Below are 6,815 nucleotides of genomic sequence, written 5' to 3'. Positions count from 1 at the left end.
CGGTAGCGGATATCGTATCGGCGTTGTTCTTTGGGAATGGGTTTAAACTGACTTAGGCGTTTTATGTTTGACTCCGGCATCCCATATGGACCCCGGCGCTTCTTTTGTTCTTCCAGCATATCGATTTGCTCTAATTCCTGGACCCTAGCTGCTAACCTTTTGGTTAGTGTCTCATAATGGGAATACAGCTTTCGGAACAGAATGCGGTCGTTCTCAGGCAAATAGCGAATTTGGTCAAAAAGCGCTTTAAGCTCGGCGTCGTTTAAAATCTTGGCCATTTGTTTGCGAATTAAGCGAATTTGATGAAATTAGCACCTTTGATTTGTCGCACTGCGCAATAACTTCTTGATTTATTTAAAGGAAACCCCGGAGCCAACTTGAAAGTCAACTCCAGGGCTTCAATAATCATTTTCGCTGAAAAAGTGATTGTTCTTAGGGTACGAAAACGAGCCCAAAAAAGCAATCAGTTTTAGCAAGCTACTAAGATTTTTTCTTAGGCGGTCTAGGGAAAGGCTCTCGCGGGCCACTGGAATGACCTTAAAGAATCCAGGAGATGCTTTTGGGGTGAACCCAAGAGAGCACAACGCGAGTCTGATCGACGGGCGACCGACGGAATGATTGACCCCTTGGGATAAAGCGCCGTAGCAACCCCACGTTATGCCGGACATGCGCTCCGGACTTTGTGGGCTCTGCGAGGTAGCCAACCTAGCGATGGAGCTAGTCTAACCCAAGCCGGATGCAAGGACCGGACTATAGGACTCCATCTTAGACCACCCCATGTGGCAGGGTTCTTCACAGAATTCTTTACTCTAACTCTTTACAGGGAATACCTCTCATTCTCTCTAAGCTCCCTCCGGAATTCATCGGAGTCGGGCACGACGACGACTCACGTAGTGAGGAAGTCGGCGGAGTGCCAATAAGGACTTGATTCATTGAAGTGATTTAGACAATGAAACACCTATGAAAGTGAACTGGGATCGGTTCTTTAGAATCATGGAAGAAGGAGTCACTATGGGCACCAAAATGAACTGGCAAAAAGCAGCACAAAAACAAAGGGCTAAAGATGGTACACCATTTGAGGTAAAAGAGAAGATGACTCCGCAACAAAGGATAACAATGCGTAGTCTAGGCATTCGCTATCACAAGTTCATGGATCGAAGATTGGCGGCTGATTTGATTATTCAAAAGCAGAGGATGATCGAGCGGTCACGAAAAGAAGAAAAGCCAAAGACACTTTTGAACCTGCTTCAAATCTTTGTGGCTAATTACAAGCTGAAGGCTGACAGTTTAAAGCCCGAGGAGGTCGCCGCTATTAGAGAGTTAATTGAATTTGTTCGTGATGATTTGTCGGATCTTCCCTTGAACGAAATCAAAGTTAATGAATGGCAATACAGCCCATTCAAAATCGACTGAGGTAGTTTATGAAGAAATATGCATTGCACACGAGCAAGGCCACCGCCGCTAAACGCTATGAGGCATTGGATCGACAAAAGGCGACTGAGAAGCAAAAGGCTTTAATGCGTGAATTGAAGATTGAATTCCCAAAGCAGATTAGCAAATTACAAGCTATGGGATTGATCGACAAAAAGATTAAAGAGAATAGAAAGCGGGCGGACGATCCGATCAGCTATGAGAATTGTAGAAATTGCCTAATTGAGAGTTTGTGATTAAAAACGCGTTGGGGGGCGCAAATGGCAAAAAGACAAGTCACACCGACAGTTCATTGTAAATTCTCTGAAATGGTGAAGCCTGAGAAGCTAAAGCCAAATCCACAAAATGCAAATCAACATCCGGAAGATCAAATTGAACGGCTGGTGAAGATCATAACTGAGCACGGATGGCGACACCCAATCGTTGTCTCAGAGGATTCGGGCTTCATAGTCTCAGGTCATGGAAGACTTGAAGCAGCGATCAAAGCTAAGTGGGACAAGGTGCCGGTTGCCTTCCAAAAGTTCGAATCCAATGAGCAAGAATTTCAAGTGATGACAGCCGATAATGCCATAGCTCGGTGGGCTGAGATTGATCTATCCAAGGTGCACGATGCGATTAAAGAAATTGGCCCTTTTGATTTGGAGCTTATGGGGTTCAAGGATTTCAAGTTTGAGCCTAATTTTGAGCCTGGCACTGAGGATGAACAGGGGAAATTAGATAAAAAACAATTGAAGTTTATCACCTGCCCGCATTGCGAAAAGGAATTTGAGCTTGGACAAGCCAAAGTGCGAACTGAAGATTGACTGGGCCACGCATGAGGCTGCTAAATATGCTTGCGAGAATTGGCATTATTCGAAATGCATGCCAGTTAACAAATTGGTTAAAATTGGGGCTTGGGAAAACAATAAGTTTATTGGAGTGGTAATTTTTGGTTGTGGTGCCAGTAGCCATCTGGGGAAAAAATATAGCGTTTTAAAAATGGAAATATGCGAGCTTGTACGGGTAGCATTAACAAAACACCAAACACCAGTAAGCCGAATAATCGCAATAGCTTTAAAATTTTTGAGAAAAGCCAATCCAAAACTTAAGCTTGTGGTCAGTTTTGCAGACCCAGCACAAGATCACCATGGAGGTGTTTATCAGGCGGGTGGCTGGATCTATACTGGCCTGTCTGACCAAGGTGGTCGCTACGACTATTTGATTAATGGGAAATGGACACATAGCCGATCAGCAAGTGAGAAATTTGGCAGAGTTGGCAGGTGGCTAATTGACACTCATAAAATTCAAGTCAGGAAACCAACCAGAAAACACAGGTATCTTTTCCCCTTATCAAATCAAATGCGTGCTAAAATCGAACCTTTAAGAAAACCCTATCCAAAACGCGCTACAAGCAAAGATAACGGAGAAACAAAAGATAATGCGTTTGAAGCATAATAGTAATGCGCCTGTTGTCCAAACAGGAGAAGACGATGCAATTTCGATCCAAACGCTCCATTCTGGAAGAGATCAAAAAGGAAACAAAAACAACAATTGGAAAGGAGGCATTTCAAAAAATCGCTATTTGTATAAATTAAAAGATAAAATTAAGTTTCCACTTAAACATCGCGCCAGAGATATTGTTAGAAAACGAATTAAACGCGGAACGCTGTTAAAAGAACCTTGTTCTATTTGCAAATCAACTGAAAGAATTCAGGCCCATCATGAGGACTACTCAAAACCATTGAATATTATTTGGCTTTGCGAAAAATGTCATAGAAAAGAACATGCAAATCCGACCGTAGCGCTCCAATCCAAACCTGTGATAAAACAAAATAGCTCCGGGGTGTGAGGGTTCCTCTAAATTTGCAGTTTTCACCAACGACAAAATCCCCGGAGCGCTTTTTTAAAGGGGGCACAAAATGACGTTCAATGAATTATCCAGTCTCGTGGCAAAATTAGAGGGTAAAAAAAAGCAGGTTCACATGGGCAACGTGCGAGAAATCATCCGCATCGTTTGCAATCTACTCGCTGCCGATATGATGCTGGCTGAGAATCAACGACAAGTAGAACCCATTATTCAAAGGCTTGTCGCTAAAAGACTAAAAGAATTGCTTAAAAACGCTCCCAAGACTTTAGACCAATGAAACGCTGGATTTATAACAACCTCATCGTGTTCGATATCTGGGCTAACGTGTGGCTTTTGGGCTCTCCCTTTGAAACAATCTCGATTCGGCTAGGACGTGGACATATCCATGGCGAACTACCGTACTGGCTAGATATGTTTCGACGACTCATCGATGGGCTGTTCTATTGGGCTGTCAAAGAGCAAAACCATTGTGTGCAGGCTTATTTGACTCTTGATCCAGCGGAAGGAGAAATATGGCAGTGGCATTAGAGACTGAAAAGGAAATCGTCGAGCTTTATAGAAAAGGCACCAATATCAAAGATATTGCGGGCCTTTATAAAATGGGCCGTCAAACGATTCGAAATATTCTAGAAAAGAACAAAGTTGAAATTCGGGGTCGCTGGATGAACTTCCCCAACGTGCAAAAAGCCTTGGCTAAACCTCGAGGGAAATTTGCGCACTTAAAATAACTCATTGCGCAATACGAACGACAATCTTTGGATCGCCCAAATCCCAAGTGCAAACACAATGGAAGTAGCGATCATCCACACCAATAACCCCTTTGACCACATCAGCAATTCCATCAATGAGATTAATGGCGTCACTTCTCATATCAGGCTTTGTTACGCGTATAATGAGCCATACGGGGGCTTTCTCGAACTTTGTGTCACCGAGCGTGCGTTTAATAAAGAATGCAGCCTGAGCCCGTACATTGCGCGCTGAGCGGTCAATATACATGCCCCCGCCGCGCTTGGTCCTATAGAGCCTGTTTTTAGATAGTTTGGAGTTCCAGGGAAGGGTAACTTCAACAATCCGTTCAAACTTCTCAGGGATCACAACACCATTCCGGGGTTATGTTGTGCGACAAGATCGCGCCTGTGCCCAATCTTTCGAAGTCGCACCATAGCCCACCCACGAGCCTGGGCGGCCTGTAGATTTGTCGTTGTAGCATCGCCCCCACCCGCTTCAATTAGCGTTTGAGCATCAAGTAGCAAAGCGACATGGTTAATTTCTTTGTTTGATTTGCCGTAGAAAAGAAAGGTCCCAACCGGCACGCCTTGATTAAAGTTTCTAAGCTTTATCACCCAATCGTGGATCATCTGCGCCGACATATCGCGTTGCGGTGGATTAAGACCACAGGCACGACAAAACTCAAGTACAAGACCCGAGCAATCCCAGTCACCAGGACCATTACTCCCAAAGCGATAAGGTGCGCCCACAAATTGAAGCGCGTATTGTATGAATAACTCACGTTTCATTTCTTCTCAGACTTAACCATAGATTCAGCCAAGACTTTACGCCAAGCCTTAGCCGTCGGGCGACCGTCCGAGACCTTTTTAGCAGGCTGCTCGCCACGCTCTTTCTTGGCTCGAATGTTATCCCAAAGACCGCGTTTGGATTCCGACCCGTCTTTTCTCTTCATCATCATGGCTTTGATTCACACGCCCGAAGACGTTCCCTCATGTTAGAAAAATCACGCCGCATTTTCGCAAACTCATCCACCGGCATCATGACACATTGAAACTCATCGTTTTTCTTGTCACAAAACGCGAACGGTAGATCATTTTCGGGCTTCGGGCTTAAAAACTTCGACTGAGCCGTATCAATTCCGTAATATTTATATGAAAAACTAGAACAGGCGACCAATGCCCCCACGAGGATCAACGCTTGCACAATCGCCTTCATTAATCCTTCCATGTTCGCCGCCCAGTTTTCTTTAGATCTTCAATCTCTTTGTCGAGCTTTTTATTCTCAGACTCGATTCGCTCTTGAACGGTTTTTGTAAACCACGCCACCAATTGCTTAAAAATTGTCCCAACGGTTGCTATAGCCCCCAGTAGCGCAGTTACAAAACCCATTTCAGCCAATCTCTTTTTTCGTTACAACTCGCAAAACAATGTTGATCGCAGCCCATCCAAGACCAGCTTCAGCGAAATGTTGAGTTAGGAAACTAGCAACTGAAGGTTGAAAGTTAGCAACGACAAGCGCTACCGATGCGATGATTTGAACAAGAATCGTTTTAGACAGATACCATGGTTTATTCATTTTCTTTTTCTCCCTCGGACTCATTGTCCCGCGTTAGTTCTTTATCCGCAAGCTTTCGCCTTCGACGCTTTAAAGCTTCACTCAGTGCGTCACCTGTCGGATAAGCGTTTTTTAAAATCCCTGAGTTTTCAACACCTGCGAAATCATTCATTGTCTGTTAGGCCCCCAAGAGATTGGGTTACGGTCAAAAGACCTCGAGCCCCGGACCTGCCAGACTCAACGCCTCTTGTGGCACGTTTAAGCATAGCACCCGCTACGGCGTCTTTTGTTGATTCAAATGGCGAAGTTATTACTCCCAAAAAATTCATAAAAAGATTGCCTGCAGGAGTTCCCGACGGCCCTGCCATCTTTGGCAAAGACTGATAAACGGTTTTGATGTTTTCAAATTGTCGCACTTTTTCTGGACCACCTAACAACATGCCCAAAGTTTCTGGCTCGTATTTATCCAATTTTTGAATCAATTTCCCGACCTGGATGTTGTCGTCCATAATGACATCATCAAACAATTCTTTAAGATGCGCCCTTCTAGCAGTGTCAAAAGCCAATGGAGCCGCTTCTTTAATTGCAGCCGTTGCTTGGGGCTTCCCGCCTTGGAATAGCTTTTTAGTTAATTCGGCGGCCTCTAAATTCTCTAACTTTTTAATTAACTGCTCGGGCGGTAGCTTTTCGTTTAAACCAAGCGATCTAGAAATCTTTTCTACGTCTCTTCGATATTGCGCGAAGTTTTTACGTGCTGTTTTCAACTCGCCCACAATACCTTTTGCGATATCCTTGCCCATCGCTTCACCCTTTCGGGGAAAGCCTTGTTTAGCTGTTTCAATAGAGGATCGAAGAATCTGACGACCTTCTAGTGCTTCAAGCCGCTTGTAGACCTGACCCAATACGTTGCCCAAATTCTTATCGCCTGAATCAAAGGCTTTTCGCATGTCGTTTCCAACGGCTGTTCGCCACGCCTTTACGTCATCAACTGTTTGCACGCCTTGGGCAATTTCATCAGCGTATTTAGCTACAACGTCTTTCCCTCCCGGGAATGGGGCTTTGATTTTACTGATTCCAGAAATGGCTCGTTGAAACCCTTTGGGATCAACATCCATAAACTGAGTTGAGCCTTGAATCTTTTTAAACGGCTCGGCGGCTTCTTTGCCTTGCTCCAAAAGGCGACCTATTACGTTTTCCCTAGCCTGTTCGCCTGCAACCGTGGCAGATTTTGCAGACCTAGCTGACAAAAGATTTT

At 44.5% G+C, this 6,815-nt stretch carries 15 protein-coding genes; 7 read left to right on the top strand and 8 right to left on the bottom strand.

From position 1 onward, the window contains the following. Window positions 1-278, bottom strand: a 278-nt coding sequence (locus IM475_RS19820) for a hypothetical protein (protein ID WP_287728852.1), incomplete at its 3' end; no start/stop codon positions are given. A gap of 682 nt (window positions 279-960) precedes the next feature. Here IM475_RS19820 and IM475_RS19815 point away from each other — a divergent pair. The 7 genes from IM475_RS19815 to IM475_RS19785 all read left to right on the top strand — a co-directional run bounded on the left by IM475_RS19815 (window position 961) and on the right by IM475_RS19785 (window position 4,005). Next, on the top strand, window positions 961-1,413 hold the full coding sequence (locus IM475_RS19815; protein WP_287728850.1) for a hypothetical protein: 453 nt from the start codon (window positions 961-963) through the stop codon (window positions 1,411-1,413). An 8-nt stretch (window positions 1,414-1,421) separates the two neighbouring features. Beyond that, on the top strand, window positions 1,422-1,667 hold the full coding sequence (locus tag IM475_RS19810; RefSeq protein ID WP_287728848.1) for a hypothetical protein: 246 nt from the start codon (window positions 1,422-1,424) through the stop codon (window positions 1,665-1,667). A 24-nt stretch (window positions 1,668-1,691) separates the two neighbouring features. After that, window positions 1,692-2,234, top strand: a complete 543-nt coding sequence (locus IM475_RS19805; protein ID WP_287728847.1) for a ParB/Srx family N-terminal domain-containing protein — start codon at window positions 1,692-1,694, stop codon at window positions 2,232-2,234. Beyond that, window positions 2,203-2,865 carry a Mom family adenine methylcarbamoylation protein gene (locus IM475_RS19800; RefSeq protein WP_287728845.1) on the top strand — a complete coding sequence of 221 codons (663 nt, stop codon included), beginning with the start codon at window positions 2,203-2,205 and terminating at the stop codon, window positions 2,863-2,865. Before IM475_RS19805 ends, IM475_RS19800 begins: the two co-directional genes overlap by 32 nt. Beyond that, window positions 2,849-3,259 (top strand): hypothetical protein, encoded by a 411-nt coding sequence (locus IM475_RS19795; protein ID WP_287728843.1) that lies wholly within the window; start codon window positions 2,849-2,851, stop codon window positions 3,257-3,259. Before IM475_RS19800 ends, IM475_RS19795 begins: the two co-directional genes overlap by 17 nt. Window positions 3,260-3,329: 70 nt before the next feature. Further along, window positions 3,330-3,554: a hypothetical protein gene (locus IM475_RS19790; protein WP_287728841.1), complete on the top strand. Its 225-nt coding sequence runs from the start codon at window positions 3,330-3,332 to the stop codon at window positions 3,552-3,554. Between the two features lie 235 nt (window positions 3,555-3,789). Further along, a complete protein-coding gene (locus tag IM475_RS19785) occupies window positions 3,790-4,005 on the top strand; it encodes a helix-turn-helix domain-containing protein (RefSeq protein WP_287728839.1) in 216 nt (71 codons plus the stop codon). 1 nt (window position 4,006) lies between these two features. On the opposite strand, the gene IM475_RS19780 is transcribed toward IM475_RS19785, so the two are convergent. The 7 genes from IM475_RS19780 to IM475_RS19750 form a co-directional block, all read right to left on the bottom strand. Further along, the gene (locus tag IM475_RS19780; RefSeq protein ID WP_287728838.1) at window positions 4,007-4,273 is read right to left on the bottom strand and encodes a hypothetical protein; all 267 of its coding nucleotides are present in this window, start codon (window positions 4,271-4,273) and stop codon (window positions 4,007-4,009) included. 95 nt (window positions 4,274-4,368) lie between these two features. Next, entirely contained in the window at window positions 4,369-4,794 is a 426-nt protein-coding gene (locus tag IM475_RS19775; RefSeq protein WP_287728837.1) for a C40 family peptidase, read from the bottom strand. 166 nt (window positions 4,795-4,960) lie between these two features. Further along, window positions 4,961-5,233: a hypothetical protein gene (locus tag IM475_RS19770; protein WP_287728836.1), complete on the bottom strand. Its 273-nt coding sequence runs from the start codon at window positions 5,231-5,233 to the stop codon at window positions 4,961-4,963. Then, complete coding sequence (locus IM475_RS19765; protein ID WP_287728835.1) at window positions 5,221-5,394, bottom strand: hypothetical protein; 174 nt, start codon at window positions 5,392-5,394, stop codon at window positions 5,221-5,223. Before IM475_RS19765 ends, IM475_RS19770 begins: the two co-directional genes overlap by 13 nt. 1 nt (window position 5,395) lies before the next feature. Continuing rightward, window positions 5,396-5,581, bottom strand: a complete 186-nt coding sequence (locus IM475_RS19760) for a hypothetical protein (RefSeq protein ID WP_287728834.1) — start codon at window positions 5,579-5,581, stop codon at window positions 5,396-5,398. Continuing rightward, window positions 5,574-5,732 (bottom strand): hypothetical protein, encoded by a 159-nt coding sequence (locus tag IM475_RS19755; protein WP_287728833.1) that lies wholly within the window; start codon window positions 5,730-5,732, stop codon window positions 5,574-5,576. The genes IM475_RS19760 and IM475_RS19755 overlap by 8 nt, the downstream gene beginning before the upstream one ends. Then, a partial coding sequence (locus IM475_RS19750; RefSeq protein ID WP_287728831.1) for a hypothetical protein occupies window positions 5,725-6,815 on the bottom strand: 1,091 nt, incomplete at its 5' end. The genes IM475_RS19750 and IM475_RS19755, both read right to left, overlap by 8 nt.

Origin of the sequence: Microcystis sp. M061S2 (assembly GCF_020245605.1) — a bacterium.
Taxonomy (GTDB): Bacteria; Cyanobacteriota; Cyanobacteriia; order Cyanobacteriales; family Microcystaceae; genus Microcystis.
This window is presented reverse-complemented; position numbering and strand designations above follow the sequence as displayed.

Coding starts and splice junctions, on each gene's coding strand:
- IM475_RS19815 (WP_287728850.1), top strand. CDS start 961: ATGAAAGTGAACTGGGATCGGTTCTTTAGAATCATGGAAGAAGGAGTC.
- IM475_RS19810 (WP_287728848.1), top strand. CDS start 1,422: ATGAAGAAATATGCATTGCACACGAGCAAGGCCACCGCCGCTAAACGC.
- IM475_RS19805 (WP_287728847.1), top strand. CDS start 1,692: ATGGCAAAAAGACAAGTCACACCGACAGTTCATTGTAAATTCTCTGAA.
- IM475_RS19795 (WP_287728843.1), top strand. CDS start 2,849: ATGCGTTTGAAGCATAATAGTAATGCGCCTGTTGTCCAAACAGGAGAA.
- IM475_RS19790 (WP_287728841.1), top strand. CDS start 3,330: ATGACGTTCAATGAATTATCCAGTCTCGTGGCAAAATTAGAGGGTAAA.
- IM475_RS19785 (WP_287728839.1), top strand. CDS start 3,790: ATGGCAGTGGCATTAGAGACTGAAAAGGAAATCGTCGAGCTTTATAGA.
- IM475_RS19780 (WP_287728838.1), bottom strand. CDS start 4,273: ATGTATATTGACCGCTCAGCGCGCAATGTACGGGCTCAGGCTGCATTC.
- IM475_RS19775 (WP_287728837.1), bottom strand. CDS start 4,794: ATGAAACGTGAGTTATTCATACAATACGCGCTTCAATTTGTGGGCGCA.
- IM475_RS19770 (WP_287728836.1), bottom strand. CDS start 5,233: ATGGAAGGATTAATGAAGGCGATTGTGCAAGCGTTGATCCTCGTGGGG.
- IM475_RS19765 (WP_287728835.1), bottom strand. CDS start 5,394: ATGGGTTTTGTAACTGCGCTACTGGGGGCTATAGCAACCGTTGGGACA.
- IM475_RS19760 (WP_287728834.1), bottom strand. CDS start 5,581: ATGAATAAACCATGGTATCTGTCTAAAACGATTCTTGTTCAAATCATC.
- IM475_RS19755 (WP_287728833.1), bottom strand. CDS start 5,732: ATGAATGATTTCGCAGGTGTTGAAAACTCAGGGATTTTAAAAAACGCT.